Below are 23,574 nucleotides of genomic sequence, written 5' to 3' on the forward strand. Positions count from 1 at the left end.
CTATTCGTATTTAATATACTTTAATACATCTACTCTAGTCGCTTTATAAGCACGACTAATAACAATCAACAATGTCAATCCTAAAATCAACAACAAACTATACACATACACACTCCATCCTATCTCTATGCGATACGCATAATTCTCTAACCACTTATTTAAAAAGTAATAACTAGGGAATACTGCTATTCCAAATCCAACCAAGCAATAAATTACATACTGAAATGTCAATTGTCTTAACAGTCCGAAAGTCTCAGCTCCAAGTATCTTTCGGATAGCTACTTCTCTTAACTTTGTTCCTATCGTAAAAGACGATACAGCAAACAGTCCAAATAAAGCAATGAATACAACTGTATAATTTAATACTCTAAATACTTTTCTCTCTAATAACACACGGTCAAAAGTTTTCGCATAACGTTGATCTACAAATTCATAAACAAAAGGAATTTTACTATCTATATTATATTTCTTCCATATTTTTTCAACAGCATCTAGAGTAGACTCTATCTTATCTTTACTTAATTTAATAGAGACATATAGAAAATTATTTCTTATCCTTTGATTAGTATGAAAGTGGTAGTAAATCTTAGGTTTTACTTCGTTTGCTAATCTTTCATTATTATAGTCATCTACCACACCTATGATTGTGTACTTAAAACCTTTGCCTTCTATAAACTTCCCTAGTGGTTCTTTCTGTTTCATTTCTCTAACGAAGGCCTCATTGACAATAATGTTATTAATACTATCTGAAGCAAACTGAGAAGATATATTCCTCCCTTGTTTCATCTTTATATCATATAAATCAAAGTAGTTATAATCCATTCCTATTTGTTCGACTAAGAACTCTTCTGATTGATATGAATGATAAGTAAACGTATTAGATAATGCATTACTTCCAAAGTGTGAAGAAGCTGTTGACACATCCTCCACTCCTTTTATTTGTAGAAGTTCCTCTTTAAAATTATAGTATTGATTTAATCGATCAGAAGTCCCATCGTATTCTCTATTTTCCTTAAATAATACACCTATTACCTGATCCCCCTTAAAGCCGAGATCTTTATTAAGCATATAATTAACCTGTTGATGTATCAATATCCCACTTGTGATAAAAAAACTAGCAATAACAAACTGTAGAACTAAAAAACTATTCTTTATTACTCTTCCACTAGTGCTTTTATAGATAAAACCTTTAAGTGCTGATAACGTATCCATCTTATCGAGATATAGTGCTGGTAAGATACCCACCAAGAGAGTGACAACTATTAATACACTCGATAATAAGCCTATAAACTTAAAAAACGAGAACTCAATCGTTGTACCCACAAATACATTTATGAACGGCACTAATAATTCTAAAATAATAACACTTAATAATAAAGCTATTCCTGTTGTTATAAAGGACTCTAAAAGCCCTTGACTAATAATTAAACTTCTATTTGCGCCTAAAACCTTTCTCACCCCAACTTCTTTAGTTCGATTCAGAGACTGAGATAGTGCTAGGTTGATAAAATTAAATATCGATAACAATAGAATCATAACAGAAAGTCCCACTATAATTTTCAACATCAATAGATTAGTATTTCCCTCAGGAAAAAAATAACCTATTGCATTCATCCTAGCGCCATTTAAGGGTAATAAATAACTCTTAGCATAGAAGCTTTTAAAAGTCGTCTCTACAAATTCTTCTACAGAAACTCCTTTAGACTCTGCTAAAACAGAATAAAAATGTTTATAGAATAAATTATCAATAGCGACTCTAGTCTGTTCTTTATCTTTGGTTTTAACTACTAAATTATAATTACTTGTAAACCAATCTCCTCTAGACGCTATCTCTTCAGTACTTAACTTATCTATTACAATATTAGGACTCATAGAACTTCTTATATCATGTCCTATTCTATAGACAGCAGATACACTATACTTAACATCATTTATCTCAATTTCTTCTCCTAATGGATTAACATTCTTACCGAATAATAATTCAGCTAATTCTAGTTCTATAGCAATATCATTTGGATTATTAAACGCTGTTTTCTCATTGCCATAAACAAACTCAAAAGAAAAAAAAGAAAAGAAATTCTTCTGAGCATATATTACTTTCTCAATAGTATATTCCTTCTCATCTATTTTTACATTTCCTCTAAAATACACCCCATTATAGTACATATAATCTTCCACTATAGGGTAATTCTCTTTTAAGAAATACCCTAGTGCAAAGGGCTGACTATTACTAGAGATCTGATCACTTTTAGACTCTAAAACAAAAACCTCATCCTTATAAGGATTCCATTGATCATAACTAGACTCTTCTAGATAATATAACGATGCTAATGTAACTGACGCAATACCTATCGCCAACCCTACTACTGTCAACAAGAAATACATCTTGTGCTTCATCGTATTGTACCAATAAATCTTTAACCAGTTCTTTAACATCTCTATTCGTATTTGATATACTTTAATACATCTACTCTAGTCGCCTTATAAGCACGACTGATAACAATCAACAATGTCAATCCTAAAATCAACAACAAACTATACACGTACACACTCCATCCGATCTCTATGCGATACGCATAGTTCGCTAACCACTTATTTAAAAAGTAATAACTAGGGAATACTGCTATACCGAACCCAACCAAGCAATAAATTACATACTGAAATGACAACTGTCTTAACAGTCCGAAAATCTCAGCTCCTAATACCTTTCGAATAGCTACTTCTCTTAGCTTTGTTCCTATCGTAAAAGACGATACGGCAAACAGTCCAAATAAAGCAATGAATACAACTACAGTACTTAGAATATTAAATATTCTCTTCTCCATCTGTACTTTATGGAAAGTCTCTGCAAACTGCTTATCTACAAACTTGTATTGAAACACATCCCTTTCTTCTATATTATACTGCTTCCACAGCTTCTCGATATCTACAATAGTCTTACTAAAATATTCTGGAGCCACCCTTATGTATATAACAGAATACATCCCATAGCTATGCTTAGTCTCTGGCATATAAGAATATACAGATGGCAATATTTTTACTTCAAGTCTATCGATATTAAAGTCTTGAATTACTCCCACTACTGTTTTCTTCTTGCCTAACTGTTCTATTGAAGTATCAAGAGGATTAGTCAAATTCATCCTACGAACAAAAGTCTCATTCACCACCACATTATCTAAACTATCAGAAGATAATTGAGCAGATAACATCCTACCTTCTTTTAGCTTAATCTCTAATACATCGAAGAAATCATAGTCTATCATAACATTACTAATCATCAAATTCTCTTTCCCGTTGTTATGATAGGTGCCAAATACACCATTTGAAGTATTTCCAAAACCTATAGTACTAGTAGATACCGACTCAATTCCTCTAATCTTTTCTAGTTCGGCTTTAAAGCTTGCATATTTAGTAGCACGTTTCCCTGTATAACTATTATGATTAAGAAACTCTATATTAATAACTTGATCTCCTTTAAAACCAAGACTTTTATTGAGCATATAACTTACTTGTGCATTGACGATGATAGAACCTATAATAAAGAAACAAGCTATTGTAAATTGAAGAACTAAAAAACCATTACTAAGCCATTTACCTCCTCTAGTTCCTATTATATTTCCTTTTAATAATTTGACAGTCTCAAATCTTGAAACAAAAAAAGCAGGAATACCACCACATATCAGAATCACTAAAGTGGCAATAACGATAAGAACAGCTAAATCATTGATAAACGAAAATGTGATATTCGTCTCTAAATACACATTGATATAAGGCAGAATGAGCTCAATAATACAAATAGCTAATACTAAAGAAAGAATAACCACAATAGCAGTTTCAAAAATACTCTGCTGATAAAAACTTCTCTTACCTCCACCAGCTACTCTTCTCATTCCTATTTCTTTTCCTCTACTCACTACTTGCGTTAATGATAGATTGACATAATTAAAAATAGAAAGTAAGAGTATCGTCATAGATAAGAAGATACTTATGTTTAACATTTGCACATTTGCACTACCTGCAGGGAATAACCTTTTATTCGGTAGCATACGAGCATCTGCAAGCTTATTTAATACAATATCTCCTGTATAGTATTTAAAAGGCTCTTCTTCTTTATATTGCTCTAATGTTAGACCATCCTTCTCTGCATTAGGAATGGCAACATATTTATCTCTAAGCTCCACTATAGCCTTTTTAATTTTTTCAGGCTGTTTAGTCTTCACACATAGATTTAATCCAAATTCCTTCGTCCAGTCATCACTGTCCCTAGACTTTTCAGTCAAATTATTCATAACTGCATTAGGAGCAAAAGAACTGCGTAGGTCTCCTATTTTGTATACACCAGAGATTATAAACCTAGTGTTACCCTGACTATCATAGTTTGGATTAATAGCTTCTATTGTCTTACCTATTGGGTTTACTCCTTCCCCAAATAGTGCTTCAGAGATCTTAATATCTATTGCTACATCATTAGGGTTAACTAATGCTTTTTCAGTATTCCCATATACAAACTCGAATGGAAAAAACTCAAAGTAGTTATCTTGTACAGTATATGTATCCTTTACATCTATTGTCTTCTCATTATAAATAAAATTTAAAGAACCATTATATCCAAAATACATATAATCATCTAGTTCCTTATAATTATCCTTTAGATACCTTCCCATAGGACGGAACTGATCTGTCATAGAGAAATTCGGAGCTACAGTCTCTACGAGATACACCTCATCCTTATTCGGATTCCACTGATCATAACTAGACTCTTCTAGATAGTATAATGATGCTAATACAACTGACGCAATACCTAGTGTTAATCCTACTACTGTCAACAAGAAATACATCTTGTGCTTCATCGTATTGTACCAATATATTTTCAACCAGTTCTTTAACATTTTTATTCGTATTTGATATAATTAATAATATTGATTTTAACAGCCTTATACAGCTTACTTGCTAAAACCACAAAGACTAAAACAGAGAGTAGCACTAAAGAAAGTACAAATGGGTAAACCGAAATATCTGTATGATCTACAAACCTATCTAACCATTTACTCATCAACCAATATGTAGGGTATAGTACTAATACATAAGTAATCCCCAGAGCATATATAAAAGGCTTTAATAACTTCAGATAGAGTTCTTTCTCACTAGCCCCTAATACTTTTCTGATCACGATTTCCTTTAATTGTTGTTCTATTGCAAAGGACATCACCGCGTAGAGTCCGAACAGAGCGATCAACACTACTGCTCCATTCCACAGCATAAACATATTGCGCTGTGATAATGTTTTCTGATAAGTCTGAGCAAACTGTTTCTTCACAGCCATCACCTCAAACGGATACTCATAATCAACATTCACTATCCAGAACGCTTGTAGACGTTCTAGAGTTTCTTCCTTTATCTCTGGATCTATCTGCACAGATAGAGACTCTATACCATAAGGCAAAAACTCTATATCTCTCCAGTGAAACAGAAGCATTGGCTTTATACTCTCTTCAAATCCGTCTCGGTTAAAGTCTCCTATTACCCCTTTTATGATAAATGTATTACTGTCATACGCTATGACCTCTCCTACTACATCACTAGGTTGTTTACCTAGTTGAGTAACAAATTTCTCATTGACATATACGGTTGGGAGATCTTCATCTATATCCTCCTGAATCGCCAGCATATTGAATCCCATCATCTGTATATACCCTTCATCTACCCCATCCATGATGAAGTCCGTTATTTTCTGTTGTTGGTAATAAGCCGTATGGTTCGTATTCATACTATTTCCTTTAAAAGAGATCGTAGACAGCCCTACACCTTTCACCCCTTTTATATCCGCTATTTGCTCTATGACTTTAGATGATCTATACATCTTACGTCTGATCTGTTGTGTATATAGCTTGACTTGATATACCTGTTCTCCTTTAAATCCTAATTCTTTGCTTTGCATATAATCCACCTGATTATACACTAGCCATCCAGCGATTAAGAAAAAGAAAGCAATCACCAACTGTATTCCCACGAATGTCATTCTCCACTTAGAGATACTTAAATGAAGCTGTACTTGCCCTCCCTTAGTGTGTTGTCTAGCGATAATACTACCGTATAAAGCAGGTAACAAACCTCCTAGGCAAATAATTCCTCCACCTATCAGTAAAATCAAAATCCCCATAGCTTCCCAAGAGAATACTAAGTGTTGATGTAAAAAACTGTTGTAAATAGGTAAACTCAATTCTACTAAAACCAAAGAGATACTTAACGCAACTAAGACATTCAGTACCGTCTCAAAAAGTAACTGTAATACCAACTGTCCTTTTGAAGCTCCTATAATTCTTCTTAGAGACAACTCCTTTGCTCTACTTAATACATTAGACTGATTCAGACTGATATAGTTCACTACAGTCAGTAAAAAGATTAAGAACGAACACCCACTGATTAACCCTATTGTTTCTCTCTTCGTATTCCCTTCTAATAGAGTACTCTGCTTAGATTCAAATCGAGCTTCTGCTAATGGAACTAACTTAGAAGTAACCTCATCTCCTCTATCATCGAAGTATTTATTCTTCTTTTTCTTATTGTAGTAAACTTCTTCTAGTTCTTTTAATAACTTAACCTGGTCTACTCCTTCTGCTTTTTTAAACACGAGTCCACCTACATTCTCTTGCCATAACTCATACTCTTCCATATCATCAAAGTCTATAGAAGCAAGTACAACCTCAGGCATAATTGTAGCACGTTGATTTAATTCATACACCCCTCTTATCACATACTTCTGATGTGCTAACGAAAGTGTATCTCCGACAGGATTAGCCTCTCCAAAAAAACGAGTAGCTAGATTAGAAGATATTGCTATAGAATAGTCATCTATGAACAGTCTATCTTTATCGCCATACTTAAATTCAAAAGGAAAAAAGTAAAAGAACGTATCTTGTGTATTCAATATCTTACTTACAACTCCTTGTTCTGTTTTACTCTCCCCATAGAAATCTAAATACTCTAACGCGTAGTAACAGTAGTCTTCAGCTAATCGATTCTCTAATAAATAAGGTCCTACCCCTGCAGGGATATAGATAGAATTGGATTGTTTTCCCATCTCTAGGTTTACTTCATACATATTACCTACCTTAGGTATCCATCTATTATAGCTATACTCACTCTTATAGTAAGTCACTGCTAGGATAACAGAAGCCATACCAATAGCTAACCCTATGATATTCCACAAAAAGAACAATCTAGAGTTGCTGATATTTTTAATATATATTTTAAACCAATTCTTTAGCATAACACTAATTACCTGCCTTAACTGATCCCATAGAATCTGTATATTTCTTTAATTCTTTTGGTGTATTATAGTACACCACTTTACCCATAGAGTCTGCATAAGCATTTAGACTTTCTGTAGGATACACTTCTGCCTTCCCCATAGAGTCTACCTCAGCTTTTACTGTTTTTGCTTTTAAGCCTTTGCCTGCGAATGTCGCTGCACTATCCACATTGACTACAAGGGATTCGACATCTCCTGTCACTTCCACACGACCTGCTGAGTCTACATTAGCCTTCATCGTCTTCGCTGTTACATTACCTACATACTTAGAGGCTGAGTCTACATTAATACTGATTGTATTCACAGAGAAATTAGCATTTATAGATCCAGCCCCATCAACAGATATCTTAGCGCTATCACCAGATACTCTACCAGACACCACTATTCTAGCCATAGCACTAGCGTAATAAGTAAGTACTGACTTCTGAGAAACATTCACTGTAATCTTTCCTATACTTTTATATCTTCTGTTTGGAGATTTGGATTCAATAGACAATTTAGTTCCTACCTGTCTGATTTGTACTAACTCTTCTGGGCTCTCCTTATCAGTGACTATTTCTACTGTATTAGAATCCCTAGTTGCATCAACATTAACTATCACTATAGAAGATACTTCTATACTCTGTACTCCACCTGCTATAGTAACCGTTTGCTTACCTTGTCCATACATGATGAAGGACAATAGCGCAGCTACAAGTGTTAATAAAAAACGTATCATAATTCTGTGTTTTTATTCTGCAAAAACATCTACGATTTTAGTATTCATTTTCTCTGATAAGATCATTCCATCTTTCATTAAAATCGTGCGTTCTGAGTACGAAGCATCGTGATTCGAGTGAGTCACCATGATGATTGTAGCTCCTTGTTGGTGCAGTTCTGTTAATAATTCCATTACTTCGTTACCATTCTTACTATCTAAGTTACCTGTAGGCTCATCGGCTAGGATAATCTTAGGGTTCGTTACCAAGGCACGCCCTACAGCCACACGTTGTTGTTGTCCTCCTGATAACTGTTGTGGATAGTGTTTTAATCTATGTACTATATTTAAGCGCTCTGCTATCTCCATTACCCTCTTCTTGCGCTCACTACTAGGTACTTTATTATAGATTAGAGGAAGTTCTATATTATCATACACTGTCAACTCATCGATTAGATTAAAGTTTTGGAATATAAATCCGATGTTTTCTTTTCTAATCTGTGCTCGCTGACCTTCTGTTAATCCCACCATCTCCTTGTCTAATAACAGGTAGCTTCCACTACTCGCATTATCTAATAGTCCGATGATATTTAACAACGTTGACTTTCCACATCCTGAAGGTCCCATAACAGAGATAAACTCTCCTTTTTTTACATTTAAAGAAACCTGATTTAAAGCTGTTGTCTCTATTTCTTCTGTCTGAAATACACGAGACATTTGATTAATAGTTATTACCATAATTATTCTTCTATGTTTAAATGTTCTACTCTTAAATAATCTTTATAACTTGATACGATCACTTCTTCTCCTACTTCTAAGCCCGATATCACTTCATAGTAAGCAGGGTTCTCGCGTCCTATCTCTACATTCCTTCTTGTAGCCTTATTGTTTTTTACTACATATACCCATTCTCCTTTTGTGTCTTGAAAGAAATTACCTTTAGGTAATAAGAGCGCTTTCTCTTTTCCTGACAAGAATAACTTCACTCCGAAAGTCGTCCCTTCCTGTAGTTTTAATTCCTTTTCTGTATCGAAAGCCAGGTGTACTTCGAATCTACCGCTCTTCACCTCAGGCAACACTTTGATCACTTCTACATTCGTGATCTGCCCTTTCATATCGATCTGCCCTCTCTGCTTAAGCATTATTTTATCGAGATAGAACTCATCTACCTGTGCGACTAGCTTATATCCTTCCATCACATCTATCTTACCGATACTCTCTCCTCCGTTATACGTCTTTCCTAATATAGCCTCGAACGATGACAGCCTCCCCGATACAGGTGCTTTTAATAAGAAATTCTGTTTATTCTCTCTTAGCTGCTCTAAGCTTCTATTGATGACAGCTATCGATTGATCTATTTGTTTTACTTGTAACGCATTACTTTGTTTCTCTTTTTGGATACTCTCTTCCATCAGCGCCTTACGCTTTTTTTGATATGTTAGAGCCTCTCTTGTTTTGTTCCAATCACTCTCTGACAATATCTCTTGATCATATAATTTCTTATTCAGATCATACTGTAGCTCTGCATTCTTATAATCGTACTCGATGCTTATCAAATCTTTCGTTAAATTTAACTCTTGATTACGAATATTCATCTTATTCACATTCAAATTATTCATTTGATCAATCAGAGAAGCTTCTTGAGACATAAAGTTAAACTCAGAACTCGGGTTATACAGTCTTACTAAAGGTTGTCCCTGTACTACCATACTACCATTCTCTACTAATCTCTCCATCACCGCTCCTCCTTCTGTGATATTAACTAACAAAGAATGCAATGGTTCTACCTGAGACTGAAAAGAAATATACTCTTCGAAGAAGTTCTCTTCTACAGGACGAATACGTATCTCTTTCTTAGAAACGTTTAAAGCGATATGCTGAAAAAAAGTGATATAACTGATCAATAGCAAAGCGATAATACCAACTGAAACAAGTATTATCTTAACTTTTTTTCTATTTTTACGAGGAATAGTACGATCCATTATTAATTGTTTTATAGATATAATAACAATAATGTGCCAATCATTAATGAACACATTAATCATTACAAATCAACAACTTAATATTTGATCAAAAAATAAACTGTTCAGTTTCGGACACTAAAACGTTCGCTTTTGAAATAAACCTTTACACCATGAGAAAAACTAACGCTACAATTCTTGTATTAGACGACAATTCTGAAGTTCTTATCGCAGCAAAAATGTTGCTAAAAAGACACTTTGAAACCATATTGACGAATAATAACCCAAAAAAAATAGCAGAAATACTTTCTCAACAAGAAGTAGATGTGATTATTCTAGACATGAATTATCGTGTAGGCTTCGAAGATGGTAAAGAAGGGATATTTTGGTTTAAAGAGATTAAAAATATTGCACCGAATACACAGATTATACTGATGACTTCTTATGGTAATGTAGAAACTGCTGTAGAAGGTATCAAACTCGGAGCGGTAGATTATATCCTAAAACCATGGAATAATGAAGCACTTATAGAAACCGTAAAAGGAGTAGTCAAACAACTGCGCAAAAAAGAAACGCTAGTAGACAAACCACAAAAAGAAGATAACGTATTTATAGGTCAGGCTCCTAGCATTCAGAAAGTATATACGATGGCTAGTCGTGTAGCTAAAACAGATGTTAATGCACTAATATTAGGAGAGAATGGTACAGGTAAATATGTACTGGCAAAGCATATACATGACAATTCTCCTCGAAAAGAGCAACCATTTATTCATGTAGACTTGGGGTCTTTAAACGAAAATCTTTTTGAGAGTGAGCTATTTGGTTATGCTAAAGGAGCTTTTACAGATGCTAAGCAAGATACGGAAGGTCGCTTCGAAGCCGCCAATGGTGGTACTATATTCTTAGACGAAATCGGCAATGTACCTCTTCACTTACAAGCTAAGCTTCTTCAAGTCATCCAATCTAAAAGCGTGATTCGACTAGGGGAGTCTAAAGCTCGCCCTGTAGACATCCGCATCATCACAGCTACGAATGCTAATATAGAACAAGAGGTCAATGAGAAGTCATTCAGAGAAGACTTGTATTACCGTATCAACACTGTGACACTACAGCTGCCTCCATTAAGAGATCGTCTAGAAGATATCTTACCTCTACTACAATTCTTTGTGGAAGAGTATGCTCATAAATATGATCGAACTGTACCGAGTATTAGCGAATCTACTCAGCAAGCCTTAACTTACTACGACTGGAAAGGGAATATACGCGAAATGCAAAATCGTGTGGAGCGTGCATTAATCCTAACAGAAGAGGATGAGCTAAACCTTCATGATTTCGGTATTTCACCAACTATGATTAACGATACCTCTACAGAAGAGAATACCTTACAAGATATGGAGCGTATCTCTATCCTTAAAGCACTAGAGAAGTACGATGGCAATATCTCTCAGACGGCTGAAGAACTAGGGTTATCTAGAGCCGCATTATATAGAAGACTAGAAAAATACAATATCAAAAACTAAGTTTAATCCTATGCAATCATTCCACTTTAAAGCCTTCTTGCGCATTATAGTTATCCTTCTATTAGGATTGTTAGGCATGTATTTGTTCACTAAGAACCTTGTGTATTCCTTTGTCTTGGTATGTATACTGATAATCGCTTTATTCATTGAACTTTTCTTTTTTCAGAAGAAATATTACACAGCTATAGACCGTATCGTACTAGCGATGATGTATGATGACTATTCGCTTAAGACTACAAAAGAGCAGCCCAATGAGACATTAAATAACTTACAGAAACTCTATCATAAACTGCAAACACAACAACAGCAAAACGAAATACGTGAGCTGGTCTATCTAAATATTTTAAACAATATAGAAACAGGTATTCTAATTCTAGAGAAGAAGAACGATAAGTGGGACATATTCCTTATCAATGATTACTTCTCTTCCCTATTCGATATACCGAAGATTAGGTCTTGGACAAACCTAGAACGACTACTCCCTACACTGACACATCATCTACAACAACTAAACTTTAAAGAATCTAAAGAGTCTATCGATATCAAAATAGAGCATGAGGAGAAACAAACCTTTATGCTCCAAACTTCTAATACAATAAGTCAAAATCAAGAGTACTTCATCGTATTATTAGATTCTATTCAGAAAGTGTTAGAGAAAAAAGAAAAAGATACTTGGGAGAATCTAATGAAGATTATCTCTCATGAGATCATGAACTCTCTTACACCTATCCACTCACTTGCTCATAATACTCAAGAAATACTAGAAGAGGAAGAGCTGTCAGAAGAAGATATGGATGATATCAAAGTAAGTATCAATACAATCGTTAACCGTACTAATCACTTACAGCAATTCATAGACAACTATAGAAAATTAACCATGCTGACTTCTCCTAAAAAGCAGTCAGTCCCCGTTAATCGCATTATACAGATGAGTATAGAAACTCTGATGCCTCTATTCAAAAATAATGGTATCAAAGTACAAACGAACTTAAATCTGCAGATCAATCTAGAGTGGGACATTAAACAGATGGAGCAAGTATTTATCAACTTATTGACGAATGCAATACACGCCACTGCCAAACAAGAGGTAAAAGAAATCCATATTAACTTATACGAAAAGAACAATCGTATCTACATAGATATAGAAGACAGTGGACTAGGAATCATCCCTGAGATTAAAGAAAAGATATTCATCCCTTTCTACACCACCCGTGAAGAAGGAGCAGGTATTGGATTACCTCTATCTAAGAATATCGTAGAGATGCACAATGGATACCTAACGTACCACAGACGAGAAGACAGAACAGTCTTCAGTCTTAACTTCCCACTGTATTAAATTAATTAGGAATTAGAAATTGCACCTATGGCATAATATCTAGTATCTTGTCATTCCGACGATAGGAGGAATCACACTAGCATATCCACAAACGCATTTAGCCCACACGCCTCCTGACTACGTCAAAGTACAGACGCATTATCATGCGCGTCACACAATGGACATCACTAAAAATGTCTACTAGATATTTTCTTAATACCCGACCTTTTTGACCACATATCTATATATGATCTCTAAAGCTATCAAAAAGAGGAATACTATAAATAACAAAACTCCACCTAATCAAGTGGAGTTTTTTCTATAATTATTTAAAACTTTCAACTATTTCAGCTATTTTATCTAATAAAGCATCACTTATTCCCATACTTAATTGATTGGTATGAATTACTATCCTACTAGGTTTTTCAAGATTATCATAATGAATATTTATATAATTTGATTTTGTAACATCAATAGTACTTTGTTTCTTGTCAAACGTTACATCAAATATTTCTTCAATATTTATATCTTCGTCTCTTACATAGTGTCCTACTGCAACTATAACAATAGGAAAATCACGATAAAAATCATTAGATAAAAACTTTCTTCTTTTCTTTATACTAATAGTTCTCTCTAGCTTATCAACTCTAGAACTACTTTTTGCAGATGCTTCACTCAATTCAGTTATAAAAGAATTCTCAAAGAAACTAACACAATTATTCTTTACTCCATTATTATAAATCTTATCATATAATTTTTGATAATTATACCAAGTAGCACTTGTTCCTCTTTTTCCTCTTTCTATATTCTTTTTAGTATCAAAAGAATATATTGTATTCTTTTGTCCTTTATATGGATAAAGTGGATTAAATAATGGTTCATTACTACACCAACTCATAACTTCTTCTTGAGATAAATTTTTACTTATATTATCTACCCAGTATAAATGATTATTCTTTACTTCTTGATTATATCCTTTTAGATTATTTTCTATATCTATTGCAGCCTCTTTTCCAACAAACAAAATTTTCCCCATAGGGTTACCTTTTCCAATATAAAGTTCGTCTTTATTTATTGCTATTAAATCTTTAAAATTTTTATTATACTCCATAATATTAATCTCTTTTCTTATAAAGATAATGTAAGATCTAAGAACCTGAAAATTGAGTCATGACTTTTTACAACCATATTAGCACAGACTCACAGTCCATACCTATCTCGCCCCTTCATGATATCCTTTTATCTCCTGATGTATAGCTCTACCATCTCCTTCAAGATATTCTCCAGAGAGAGCATCAAATAAACTCAATCCAAATATTCGATTAAATACACTACTGTACAAAGGCAATTGATTAAACACAAGATCTTTATTCTTCATCTTAACCCCTATCCCATGCTTGTTGCGAAAGCCAATGTATATCACTTCTTCTATATCTCTCCACTTAAGGGTAATCCCTCTCTCATAGTTAATAATCTCATCGGGTGTAAGTCTCAATAGGACGTGTCGACTTGCTGACTTTCTTAACAAGATAATGCCTAGAACTATCCAGACTATACCTACTCCTATGAATAGTGATAACAATAAAGTCAACTGCCAAAATGTTATAAATAACGTGATACTCACCTCCACATCTCTAAGTATAAAATAACACAGTACTAGCCCGAATACTAAACCTATAGCACCTATGATCACAAGGCTTCTACCCATGCTAGAACCATAATAATATACTTTCTCTTCTTTCATTCAGGTATTTTTTAGTAAATATAATGATATCAGAAAAACAAAGCCTGTACTGATAAGTAACAACTAACTAATCATTCGTTTTTTCTATCCCCTTCAACACTCCCTCAATATTCCTTCAAGACTTCTTCAAGAAATAAGTGCTCTAATAGAGTAATCTTGGGGAAATGTTGAAGAACTCTTGAAGGAGCTCACTCTAAAGCGTACTATATCTAGGATTACAGGCTATTCTGGTTTTTAACCCCTAAAAACAAAAACAACCACAAACAACTAATAATCAATGATTTGAATCATTAAAATCTCAATATGAATGCAAAAAAACTAAGCTTATTTTTTAAAAAAAGACACAAAAAAAGGCTTAAATAGCCTAAATATGCAAAAAAACAGTAAATAAAGAGTCTTCTAAAACTCTTAAAAAGGAAATAACAGCTATTTATTAGAGAAAAACAGACCTCTTTCTGTAAAAATAAGAAGTAAACAAACTAATTCAAAATATGAACTAATAACATCTAAATAATTGGATTAAAATACACTACTAGAGAAAAGAAGCGGTCTATGAGGTTAATTATTCTCCTTCGTACACAGTAGGTTCCCAAAGGAGTTCTTTAAAATTGACCACTTTATTATCTACTACCTCAACCCCTTCATTCTCTAATAACTGTTGCATCAGATTAGTTCCATCAAAATGAAACTTACCTGTCAATAATCCATTGCGATTCACTACACGATGTGCAGGTACTGTATCATCATCATGAGACGCATTCATCGCATAACCTACCATACGCGCCGAACGCGCTGCTCCGATAGCTCTAGCTATAGCCCCATAAGTAGTCACTCTACCTACGGGTATCTGTCTTGCAACAGTGAAAACTCGTTCAAAGAAATTAGCCTGCTTGTCCATTATTTCAATAACTTATATATCGTGATTAAACAGATAATACCCGTAATAGTTCCGATTACATAATTAATATTGCGCAAGATAAAAGCATCTTCTCTAGAGGGTTTCTTAAAAAAGGAAATATAGAGATAAAACATCATCGCTGATCCTATCACTACCCCTAATGAGAAGAATATAGTACAGATCAGGTCAAAGATATGATAATCATAAGTAGCTAAAGTAATACTTAAAAAAACGTAATAGGGAATTAAGAATACATTGATCGAAGCTAAGAAAAGTCCATAAACAAAAGGCGACTTGCTCTTCTTAGGATTATTCTTTTTCTTCATCTCTTTTTTCTTTGCAAAAAAGAAGAAGTAAATCGTCAATATTGCAAAAATAACTAAACCGATTTCGTGTAATGCCTCAGTAATACTCGGGCTAGAATCAATAAGCTTAGAAAAGAATATGGCGATAAAGGTCTGAATAAAAATAACGGTCGAAGCTCCTAAGACATACGAGAAAGCATTGCGCCCTCCTTCTTCCTTAGCAATCTTGACAGCTGTCATATTAAGCAGCCCTGGAAGAGAAACTCCCAAGGTAGCTGCTAAAAAACCGAAAAATAAAAGTGTGACAACTTCTACTCCCATCTTACTTAATTCTAAATTGAATGTAAGTTATAGGTTTATTTTGTTCTAAATACTGTGATTCGTAAAAAGTTTGAATTTCTGTTACTACTGAAGGTGCACCTTCATTTTTATAAATGTGGTGATTAGCGTAGATAACTTCATGTCCTTCTCCATGTAGAAGTCCTAATGTATAACCATGCATGAACTCACTATCCGTCTTTAAGTTCATAATACCATCTTCTGATAAAATATTCTTATAACGTTTAAGGAATTCACTATTCGTTAGACGGTGTTTAGTACGTTTATACTTGATCTGAGGGTCTGGGAAAGTAATCCAGATTTCGCTCACCTCACCTGATGCAAATGCATACTCGATAAGTTCGATTTGTGTACGTAAGAAAGCCACATTAGTCATTCCTGACTCTACAGCTGTCTTAGCCCCACGCCAAAAACGAGCACCTTTAATATCAATACCAATAAAGTTTTTCTCAGGAAAACGCTTCGCTAGCTCTACTGTATATTCTCCTTTTCCACATCCTAGTTCTAATACTATAGGATTGTCATTCTTAAAAACGTCTTTATTCCAATTACCTTTTTGAGGTAACTCTCCTATCATATCTTCTCTAGTCGGCTGATATACAATGTCAAAAGTTTCGTTCTCTCTGAATCGCTTTAGTTTATTTTTACTTCCCACGTGATATACTTCATTATAAATTTGCGCAAAATTAAGTAATTATAGTGAAACTATCCTATTTTAATTTTATCTGCAACAAATAGATACCCTATTGGCACATAATTAATTATCAGTAGGGTCTACGAAAGCTTTCTCTAAAGTGAAAGAGAACTCTGATCCATAGCCAAAACTACTCTCTACATAAATATGTTCTTCATGTGCCTCTACAATATGCTTCACGATAGACAATCCTAATCCAGAACCACCCACTGCTCTAGCTCCACTCTTATCTATACGATAGAAGCGCTCGAATAGACGAGACACATTCTCCTTCTTAATCCCTAAGCCATTATCTGTAACACGGATAATTAATTTATTATTCACTAAGTCTTCAATAGTTACTTCCGTAGTCCCTTTTTCCTTACCATATTTAATAGAGTTATCTATTAGATTCGTAATGACTTGTCCTATGCGTTCCTTATCACCTACTACATAAATAGGTTTGTTATAATTCAGATCGAAGATTAGAGATATATTTCTTTTTTTGGCTTTATAATCTAAAAAGTCAAAAGCATGTCGAATCGTCTCTACAATATCAAAAGTCACGATATTAAGGTGTAGATCACCAGACTCAAGCTTAGTAATCATATCTAAGTCATTAACGATATAGATAAGACGATCTACACTCTGAGCTGCCCGCTCTATATAACGGTCCCTGACTTTAAGATCATTAATCGCACCATCCTGTAAAGTCTCTAAATAACTCTGTATCGTGAATAGAGGAGTCTTTAGTTCATGAGATATATTCCCTAAGAACTCTCTTCTATATTCTTCTCTCACTTGAAGAGACTCAATCTCAATTTTCTTGTTTTTAGCAAATTTCTGGATTTCTTCTGTCAAGGTCTGCATATCAGTCGTCACGGCTTTACTTCTCAGCTCAGCATGTTCTAACAGAGAGACATTGTCATATATTTTTTTAATTCTTCTGTAGATAAAGTGCTCTACACGATACTGAAGAATAAAAAAGGACATCGTAAATAAGATTAAAAGATATCCTAACACTATCCAAACTGGGATGTTTAGATAAAATACACCTATGGGAAAGGTTACAATAAAGCTTATCAAGGTAATAGAAGATGAAGACTTTATTGCAAACTTATAAGAGTTTTTAAACTTTGTAGCCATTAACTATTCTGCGTGGTCAAATTTATATCCTACTCCTTTTATAGTCTTAAAGTAACTATCTCCGATTTTTTCTCTTAGTTTTCGGATATGTACATCGATAGTTCTTCCGCCTACTACCACTTCATTACCCCATACTGCATCTAAGATCTCGTCACGAGTAAACACTTTACCTGGCTTAGCCATTAATAAATAAAGTAGTTCAAATTCTTTTCTAGGGAATACAATTTCTTCTTTGCGAACAAATACTCTGTATTCATCCCTATCTATTCTAATATCTCCTACTTCTATAGTATTACTAGAAGTATCGTCACTGAAGCGTGCACGTCTAAGTAATGCCTTTACCTTACTCATTAGTACCTTAGGTTTGACAGGCTTAGTAATATAATCATCCGCACCTGCTTCAAAACCTGCTACCTGTGAATAATCTTCCCCACGTGCTGTTAAAAAGGTGATTACACTATTAGATAGACCACTGTTTTTTCTAATCAACTCACATGCTTCTATACCGTCCATCTCAGGCATCATTACATCTAATATAATAAGGTGTGGTTTGTTTTGAGTTGCAGACTCCACTGCTAGCTTACCGTTTGTTGCAGTAAATACTTGATACCCCTCTTGCTCTAAATTATATCCAATGATATCGATAATATCTTGCTCATCATCAGCTAAAAGGATCTTAATTTCAGAATTTTTCATACTTGTGTTGCGTGTTTTAGTAGGTCAAATATAGAGCATAATACATTACTAAATATAGACTTTACAATAATTTAATATGTTAACAATTTGATAACCTAATATACGCAAAAAATTAAACTTTGATTAACATTCACTATACATTCATCTAGGTTCTTTGCACCAATAATACAACACACTTATTTATATGAAAAATTTCTTAGTGATCTTAACCTTAATGGTATCAGCCACTTTTTATGGACAAAAGGCCGAAATTAAAGGAAAAATAACAGATGACTCTACGCATGAACCACTAGCCTATGCTACCGTGGCAATTAAAAATACTTCTGAAGGAGTAAACACAGAATTAGATGGAAGTTACAGTATCTCGATAGAAGCAGGTACTTATATATTACAGTTTCAATATATGGGATATGTAACTCAAGAAAAATCAATCACAGTTGCAAAAAAAGAATCAAAAACATTAAATATAGCATTAGCCTCTGAACACGTAGAACTAGAAGGAGTGATAGTGGAAGCTACACGTTCTAAATCTAGAGAATCAGCTCTACTTATAGAACAACAGAGATCTAGTGAGATCAAACAACATATAGGTTCACAAGAATTATCTCGTAAAGGGGTAAGTGATGTAGCTTCTGCAGTAGCTAAAACAACAGGTGTAGCCAAGCAAGAAGGTACAGGAACAATATTCGTACGTGGACTAGGAGATAGATATAACAGTACTTCTCTAAATGGATTGCCACTAGCCTCAAATGACCCAGAGAAAAAGAATATTGATTTAAACTTATTCTCTACTGATATCGTAGAATACATCTCAATAGATAAAACATATAGTGCAAGAAACTCTGGAGACTTCGCAGGAGGAAATATAGACATTATTTCTAAAAAACACAGTGGAGAAGGATTCTTCAACATTAGTTTAGGATCAAACATTAATTCTAATGCTGTAGGAGAAGATAAGTTTAGATCTCTATCAGACAGAAACTTTTTAGGATTCTCTAATACAAAACAACCTAGTAATGCGCTTCAAAGTTTTAGTTTTAAAAACTCTGCTCAGACAAAAAACAAATCTCCTTATGGAATAAGTTTAGGACTGAATGGTGGTAAATCATTCTACTTCGGAGCAGAGTCTTCATTAAACATCTTTGCTACTGTATCATTTGACAATAATTACAAATTCAAAGAAGGAATTAATCGTACTGCTCAAGCTCAAAACAGTTTTACAAAAGATTTATACATGAAGTCTTATGAGTACAATACGAATACTACTGCGATGTTAAATGCTGAGTATAATATCAACTCTAGAAATAGTATTAAATACAATTCTCTTTTAATCAATGGTACTCAAGAAAAACTAGATGAATACACTGGTTTTATCAGAGATATTACAGATAGAAAAGACTATTATGAAAATACGCTTCTATCAAGACAAAACTACAGACAAGATCGTCTATTCGTAAACCAATTATTAGGAGATCATAAACTAAATGATCAAATAGACCTAAACTGGGGGTTAGCGCTTAATAACATCTCTGCTCAGACTCCTGACAGACAGATGTACACTTTAAACAAAGTTAAAGGAGAGGATAACTACGAATTCTCAACTAACTCTAGATCTGATAATAACAGATACTTCGAGGATCTAATCGAAAACGAAGTAGGTGCAAATATCGCTGCATCTTATAAATTCAGTAAAAACAGTGAGAACCTATACAATGGAAAGTTAACAGTAGGATATAACTTACGTCAAAAAAATAGAGAGTTTAAGGCTACACAGTACGTATTTCAGATCAATGCTGATTACAACAACAATATAAATCCGTATGCATTAGATAACTTCTTTAATCAACAAAACTTCAACAACGGATACTTCCAAACATACACTTTCAGAGGAGGTGCGAATACACCTAATGCATTATTACCTCAAACGTATGATGGAGATATGACAGTACATGCAGGTTTTGCGAATGTAGAATACAAATTATCAGATAGATTATCAGGTACTATCGGAGCTAGATTTGAGACAATCACTCAAAAAGTAACTTGGCAAACACAGTTAGACGCAGATAAGAGCTCTAATACATTAGATAAAAATGCATTCTTACCAAGCTTATCTTTAAAATATGCTGTTGATGATAGAAATAACCTTCGTTTTGCTGCATCTAAAACATATACTTTACCTCAATTCAAAGAGAGAGCTAGATTTATCTATGAGGATGTAACTGAGATTAAAGTAGGTAACCCAGACTTATATGCATCTGATGATTATAACGTAGATCTTAAGTGGGAATTCTTCCCTACTAATGATGAAGTATTCTCTGCTTCTGTATTTGGTAAATATATTAAAAACCCAATCAACGAGATTGTTTCAGCTTCTTCTTCTAATGATATCACGTATGCGAATACAGGTGACTATGGATACGCAGCAGGAGTAGAAATAGAAGTACGTAAAAACTTAATCAGCTTCGATGATGTAAATACTAATAAACTAACGGGAGGGTTAAACGCTTCTATAATGAAGACGTACCAAAAATTAGATAATGAAAAAGTAAATCGAGAGAATAAATATATCACTACCTCATTTACACATGACAATTCAGACTTCACAGGTGCATCAGATTTCTTATTAAATGCTGACTTATCTTATATCAAAGAATGGGGTGAGAAAAACTTAATGGCTACTGTATCTTATGCTCATTTCTCTGATAAATTATACTCTATCGGAACAGAGCAAAGTGGTAACCTAGTAGACAAAGCATTTGGTATGTTAGATTTTACTTTCAAAATGAAATTTAATAAAAGGTTTGGTATTGGTTTAAATGCTAAAAACTTATTAGACCCAAAAATTGAAAGAGAACAACAAAACAAGACTCAAGATGTCTTAGTAAGATCATATAAACTTGGAAGAAACTTTAGCTTAAGCCTAAACTATTCATTCTAGAATCTAAATATCATATAATACCCCAAAAGCAAAGCGAGAGTCTTCTAATAAGGCTCTCGCTTTATTTTTTACTAAAAAAGGTCAATTAAAATCATATTCAATATGATCTATTTTAAAAAATATTTCTCTCCTAATTACTTACAAAAGTACTCATTCCTCTTTCCTATTTACACTCGCTTAAACTACAAATCCATATACTATTATAATTAACCAACTTAACACCTATTTAATATTGAGGAAACAAACTATTAATCATTCAATGATAATGAGTTAACATACTTTTTCTGTTTTCTAGACATCTTTGTATCAAACAATATAAAAAACTATATTACACATGAAAAAATTATTAAGAGCAGGATTCAGTATTGCATTAGTTACATTAACATTAGCAAGTTGTTCATCAAGTGATGATAATAACGGAGGAGGAACAACAGATCCTGGAACAACTACTCCAGGTCTAAAAGGAGACATATTAGGTGGAGAACTTAAAAAAGGAGATAAACTAAGCTTAGAAGCAAACAAAACATATAAATTAACTTCTAAATTAATAGTAAACGATGGAGCTACTTTAAACATCCCAGAAGGAGTTAAAATTATTGGAGAAGGTGGTACTTCTGCTTATATCGCAGTGGGACAAGGAGGAAAAATCTATGTAGAAGGAAAACAAAACAATCCTGTAGTAATGACAGGTGTAGAGAAAAGTAGAGGAAACTGGGGAGGTCTAGTAATCTGTGGAAAAGCACCTATTAACAAAGCAGAAACAGCAACAGCTGAAGTATCAGACTTAACATACGGAGGTAAAGTAGCTAATGATAACTCAGGTTCTATTAAATATTTAAGAATCGAATACGCAGGAGCTAACTACAACGCTGAAAAAGAGTTCAATGGACTTTCTTTATTCGGAGTAGGAAGTGGGACTGTAATCCAATATGTACAAGCACACGAAGGGTCTGATGACGGATTTGAGTGGTTCGGAGGAACAGTTAGTGCACAATATTTAGTGTCTACTAATAATGATGATGATCAGTTTGACTGGACAGAAGGATGGTCAGGGAAAGAAAACAAATTCTGGTATTCAAAACAATCAGGTACAGCAGATAAAGGATTCGAAGCAGATAACAATTCTAAAAACAGAGCTGCAAACCCTTACTCTAATCCAACTATCGTAGGAGTAACATTATTACCTGCAGTAGACGGAAAAGGAACAGCAATGAAATTACGTGAAGGAACAAAAGGAAATATTTCTGATGTAGTAATCGGAGCTTATGCAACTGCATTCGACGTGGAACACGATGAGACTATTGCTAACGTTAAAGATGGTTCTTTAATCTTAAGCAATGTAAAACTTATCAATGTAGGTAAAGCTACATCTGGTAAAAATACTAAAGGAGATGCAGTAGATGTATCTAAAGTATTCACTGCTGGAGAGGCTAAAGGAGCAGGAAATGGAGTTGGTGTTCCAGAGTGGACTAAAGGTTGGACAGTAGGTCTATAGTAATACTAAGATAAAAATGTTAAAAAAAAGTGCTTATTTAAAAAAATAGGCACTTTTTTGTTTTTTTATGTCATTTTAAATAATTACTTTTATACCATAATTTTAGTTAGATGGCAAAAAAATACTTTTATATCATAATGCTCATTGCAATGCTAGGCGGAAGCACAGCATTTGCGCAAAGTGGTTTGCGCTATAATAATGAACCTCGATACGCTAATCAGAATATCGAAGGGCTATCTATTTACCCTAACCCAGCGGTTTCAAATGGTAAATTGTACATTGAGTCTACTAAAAATGAACCAAAAGAAGTAGAGCTTTACAATGTTGTAGGAAAAAAAGTATTTACAACTACTGTTAATAACAGAGAGTTGAACTTACCTTATAGTGTAAATGCTGGTATTTACATCATGAAGATAAAGGAAAGTAATGCTACTGCTACTAGAAAAATAGTAGTAAAATAAGAAATACATTTTAATGATTTTATATTCTTAAAAGAGTATCACTAAAGTGATGCTCTTTTTTTATTTGTATTTTT

At 33.7% G+C, this 23,574-nt stretch carries 18 protein-coding genes; 5 read left to right on the top strand and 13 right to left on the bottom strand.

What is annotated here, in order from left to right:
• From MYRA21_RS04445 to MYRA21_RS04470, 6 genes are read right to left on the bottom strand one after another with little or no spacing between them, the layout of a single operon-like run.
• Entirely contained in the window at positions 1 to 2,436 is a 2,436-nt protein-coding gene (locus MYRA21_RS04445) for an ABC transporter permease (protein ID WP_006259796.1), read from the bottom strand.
• Positions 2,437 to 2,438: 2 nt separating this feature from the next.
• Positions 2,439 to 4,889 (bottom strand): ABC transporter permease, encoded by a 2,451-nt coding sequence (locus MYRA21_RS04450; RefSeq protein ID WP_006259797.1) that lies wholly within the window; start codon positions 4,887 to 4,889, stop codon positions 2,439 to 2,441.
• A 2-nt stretch (positions 4,890 to 4,891) separates the two neighbouring features.
• Positions 4,892 to 7,270: an ABC transporter permease gene (locus tag MYRA21_RS04455; protein WP_006259798.1), complete on the bottom strand. Its 2,379-nt coding sequence runs from the start codon at positions 7,268 to 7,270 to the stop codon at positions 4,892 to 4,894.
• Positions 7,271 to 7,274: 4 nt separating this feature from the next.
• Positions 7,275 to 8,030, bottom strand: a complete 756-nt coding sequence (locus MYRA21_RS04460) for a GIN domain-containing protein (protein ID WP_006259799.1) — start codon at positions 8,028 to 8,030, stop codon at positions 7,275 to 7,277.
• 12 nt (positions 8,031 to 8,042) lie between these two features.
• On the bottom strand, positions 8,043 to 8,726 hold the full coding sequence (locus MYRA21_RS04465; protein WP_006259800.1) for an ABC transporter ATP-binding protein: 684 nt from the start codon (positions 8,724 to 8,726) through the stop codon (positions 8,043 to 8,045).
• 23 nt (positions 8,727 to 8,749) lie between these two features.
• Entirely contained in the window at positions 8,750 to 9,991 is a 1,242-nt protein-coding gene (locus MYRA21_RS04470) for an efflux RND transporter periplasmic adaptor subunit (RefSeq protein WP_156860084.1), read from the bottom strand.
• 152 nt (positions 9,992 to 10,143) lie between these two features.
• Here MYRA21_RS04470 and MYRA21_RS04475 point away from each other — a divergent pair, with 152 nt between their 5' ends.
• Both MYRA21_RS04475 and MYRA21_RS04480 read left to right on the top strand, forming a co-directional pair.
• Complete coding sequence (locus MYRA21_RS04475; protein ID WP_006259802.1) at positions 10,144 to 11,490, top strand: sigma-54 dependent transcriptional regulator; 1,347 nt, start codon at positions 10,144 to 10,146, stop codon at positions 11,488 to 11,490.
• A 10-nt stretch (positions 11,491 to 11,500) separates the two neighbouring features.
• Positions 11,501 to 12,826, top strand: coding sequence for a PAS domain-containing sensor histidine kinase (locus tag MYRA21_RS04480; protein ID WP_006259803.1), 1,326 nt, complete (start codon positions 11,501 to 11,503; stop codon positions 12,824 to 12,826).
• A 304-nt stretch (positions 12,827 to 13,130) separates the two neighbouring features.
• Here the strand turns inward: MYRA21_RS04480 and MYRA21_RS04485 are convergent, their stop codons facing one another.
• The 7 genes from MYRA21_RS04485 to MYRA21_RS04515 all read right to left on the bottom strand — a co-directional run bounded on the left by MYRA21_RS04485 (position 13,131) and on the right by MYRA21_RS04515 (position 18,606).
• Positions 13,131 to 13,916 carry a hypothetical protein gene (locus MYRA21_RS04485; RefSeq protein ID WP_006259804.1) on the bottom strand — a complete coding sequence of 262 codons (786 nt, stop codon included), beginning with the start codon at positions 13,914 to 13,916 and terminating at the stop codon, positions 13,131 to 13,133.
• Positions 13,917 to 14,018: 102 nt separating this feature from the next.
• Complete coding sequence (locus MYRA21_RS04490; RefSeq protein WP_006259805.1) at positions 14,019 to 14,549, bottom strand: hypothetical protein; 531 nt, start codon at positions 14,547 to 14,549, stop codon at positions 14,019 to 14,021.
• Positions 14,550 to 15,111: 562 nt separating this feature from the next.
• Complete coding sequence (locus MYRA21_RS04495; RefSeq protein WP_006259806.1) at positions 15,112 to 15,447, bottom strand: MGMT family protein; 336 nt, start codon at positions 15,445 to 15,447, stop codon at positions 15,112 to 15,114.
• Positions 15,447 to 16,073, bottom strand: a complete 627-nt coding sequence (locus MYRA21_RS04500; protein WP_006259807.1) for a hypothetical protein — start codon at positions 16,071 to 16,073, stop codon at positions 15,447 to 15,449. The genes MYRA21_RS04495 and MYRA21_RS04500 overlap by 1 nt, the downstream gene beginning before the upstream one ends.
• Before the next feature lies 1 nt (position 16,074).
• Complete coding sequence (trmB, locus tag MYRA21_RS04505) at positions 16,075 to 16,746, bottom strand: tRNA (guanosine(46)-N7)-methyltransferase TrmB (RefSeq protein ID WP_006259808.1); 672 nt, start codon at positions 16,744 to 16,746, stop codon at positions 16,075 to 16,077.
• 102 nt (positions 16,747 to 16,848) lie between these two features.
• Positions 16,849 to 17,910: a cell wall metabolism sensor histidine kinase WalK gene (locus MYRA21_RS04510; RefSeq protein ID WP_006259809.1), complete on the bottom strand. Its 1,062-nt coding sequence runs from the start codon at positions 17,908 to 17,910 to the stop codon at positions 16,849 to 16,851.
• 3 nt (positions 17,911 to 17,913) lie between these two features.
• Positions 17,914 to 18,606 (bottom strand): response regulator transcription factor, encoded by a 693-nt coding sequence (locus tag MYRA21_RS04515; RefSeq protein WP_006259810.1) that lies wholly within the window; start codon positions 18,604 to 18,606, stop codon positions 17,914 to 17,916.
• A 184-nt stretch (positions 18,607 to 18,790) separates the two neighbouring features.
• On the opposite strand from MYRA21_RS04515, the gene MYRA21_RS04520 reads away from it, so the two are divergent.
• The 3 genes from MYRA21_RS04520 (at position 18,791) to MYRA21_RS04530 (ending at position 23,500) form a co-directional block, all read left to right on the top strand.
• Positions 18,791 to 21,544, top strand: coding sequence for a TonB-dependent receptor (locus tag MYRA21_RS04520; protein WP_006259811.1), 2,754 nt, complete (start codon positions 18,791 to 18,793; stop codon positions 21,542 to 21,544).
• Between the two features lie 334 nt (positions 21,545 to 21,878).
• Positions 21,879 to 23,039, top strand: coding sequence for a hypothetical protein (locus tag MYRA21_RS04525; RefSeq protein WP_006259812.1), 1,161 nt, complete (start codon positions 21,879 to 21,881; stop codon positions 23,037 to 23,039).
• Between the two features lie 149 nt (positions 23,040 to 23,188).
• Positions 23,189 to 23,500 (top strand): T9SS type A sorting domain-containing protein, encoded by a 312-nt coding sequence (locus MYRA21_RS04530; protein WP_006259813.1) that lies wholly within the window; start codon positions 23,189 to 23,191, stop codon positions 23,498 to 23,500.
• The last annotated feature ends 74 nt before the right edge of the window (positions 23,501 to 23,574 follow it).

The organism is Myroides sp. A21 (assembly GCF_000807225.1).
GTDB lineage: Bacteria > Bacteroidota > Bacteroidia > Flavobacteriales > Flavobacteriaceae > Flavobacterium > Flavobacterium odoratimimum.

Excerpts from the sequence above, each read along its gene's own strand:
- MYRA21_RS04445 (WP_006259796.1), bottom strand. The coding sequence starts at position 2,436 with ATGTTAAAGAACTGGTTAAAGATTTATTGGTACAATACGATGAAGCAC.
- MYRA21_RS04450 (WP_006259797.1), bottom strand. The coding sequence starts at position 4,889 with ATGTTAAAGAACTGGTTGAAAATATATTGGTACAATACGATGAAGCAC.
- MYRA21_RS04455 (WP_006259798.1), bottom strand. The coding sequence starts at position 7,270 with ATGCTAAAGAATTGGTTTAAAATATATATTAAAAATATCAGCAACTCT.
- MYRA21_RS04460 (WP_006259799.1), bottom strand. The coding sequence starts at position 8,030 with ATGATACGTTTTTTATTAACACTTGTAGCTGCGCTATTGTCCTTCATC.
- MYRA21_RS04465 (WP_006259800.1), bottom strand. The coding sequence starts at position 8,726 with ATGTCTCGTGTATTTCAGACAGAAGAAATAGAGACAACAGCTTTAAAT.
- MYRA21_RS04470 (WP_156860084.1), bottom strand. The coding sequence starts at position 9,991 with ATGGATCGTACTATTCCTCGTAAAAATAGAAAAAAAGTTAAGATAATA.
- MYRA21_RS04475 (WP_006259802.1), top strand. The coding sequence starts at position 10,144 with ATGAGAAAAACTAACGCTACAATTCTTGTATTAGACGACAATTCTGAA.
- MYRA21_RS04480 (WP_006259803.1), top strand. The coding sequence starts at position 11,501 with ATGCAATCATTCCACTTTAAAGCCTTCTTGCGCATTATAGTTATCCTT.
- MYRA21_RS04485 (WP_006259804.1), bottom strand. The coding sequence starts at position 13,916 with ATGGAGTATAATAAAAATTTTAAAGATTTAATAGCAATAAATAAAGAC.
- MYRA21_RS04490 (WP_006259805.1), bottom strand. The coding sequence starts at position 14,549 with ATGAAAGAAGAGAAAGTATATTATTATGGTTCTAGCATGGGTAGAAGC.
- MYRA21_RS04495 (WP_006259806.1), bottom strand. The coding sequence starts at position 15,447 with ATGGACAAGCAGGCTAATTTCTTTGAACGAGTTTTCACTGTTGCAAGA.
- MYRA21_RS04500 (WP_006259807.1), bottom strand. The coding sequence starts at position 16,073 with ATGGGAGTAGAAGTTGTCACACTTTTATTTTTCGGTTTTTTAGCAGCT.
- MYRA21_RS04510 (WP_006259809.1), bottom strand. The coding sequence starts at position 17,910 with ATGGCTACAAAGTTTAAAAACTCTTATAAGTTTGCAATAAAGTCTTCA.
- MYRA21_RS04515 (WP_006259810.1), bottom strand. The coding sequence starts at position 18,606 with ATGAAAAATTCTGAAATTAAGATCCTTTTAGCTGATGATGAGCAAGAT.
- MYRA21_RS04520 (WP_006259811.1), top strand. The coding sequence starts at position 18,791 with ATGAAAAATTTCTTAGTGATCTTAACCTTAATGGTATCAGCCACTTTT.
- MYRA21_RS04525 (WP_006259812.1), top strand. The coding sequence starts at position 21,879 with ATGAAAAAATTATTAAGAGCAGGATTCAGTATTGCATTAGTTACATTA.
- MYRA21_RS04530 (WP_006259813.1), top strand. The coding sequence starts at position 23,189 with ATGCTAGGCGGAAGCACAGCATTTGCGCAAAGTGGTTTGCGCTATAAT.